General features: G+C 57.3%; 1 protein-coding gene. It reads left to right on the top strand.

The features are described from left to right. On the top strand, positions 1-604 hold a 604-nt coding region (locus D8877_RS12320), incomplete at both ends, for a hypothetical protein (RefSeq protein WP_446677727.1).

Genomic DNA, 604 nt, shown 5'->3' with positions numbered 1-604 from the left:
CGTCGATGCTGAGGTACTTGCGCTTACCGACGCACTTGTCGATGCGGACGTGCTGGCGCTCACAGACGCGCTGGTGGACGCTGAGGTACTTGCACTTACCGACGCACTCGTTGAAGCGGACGTGCTTGCGCTTACCGACGCGCTAGTTGACGCTGAAGTACTTGCGGATACAGATGCGCTTGTGGACGCTGACGTGCTGGCACTTACTGACGCACTCATTGACGCTGAGGTACTTGCGCTTACGGATGCACTGGTTGAAGCGGATGTACTTGCACTTACTGATGCACTCGTTGATGCCGATGTACTTGCTGATACTGACGCACTCGTCGACGCGGACGTACTTGCGCTTACTGATGCGCTCGTCGAGGCTGAGGTGCTTGCAGATACTGACGCACTCGTCGAAGCAGACGTACTTGCACTTACTGATGCACTCGTGGACGCGGACATGCTTGCGCTTACCGACGCACTCGTCGATGCTGAGGTACTTGCACTTACCGACGCGCTCGTGGAGGCTGAGGTGCTTGCGCTGACTGACGCGCTAGTAGACGCTGAGGTGCTTGCTGAAACTGATGCACTCGTGGACGCTGAGGTACTTGCGGATACC

The sequence above is a fragment of the Streptococcus sanguinis genome (assembly GCF_003943735.1).
Classification (GTDB): domain Bacteria; phylum Bacillota; class Bacilli; order Lactobacillales; family Streptococcaceae; genus Streptococcus; species Streptococcus sanguinis_E.
Note: the sequence above shows the minus strand (reverse complement) of the source record. Positions and strands in the feature narration are given on the sequence as shown.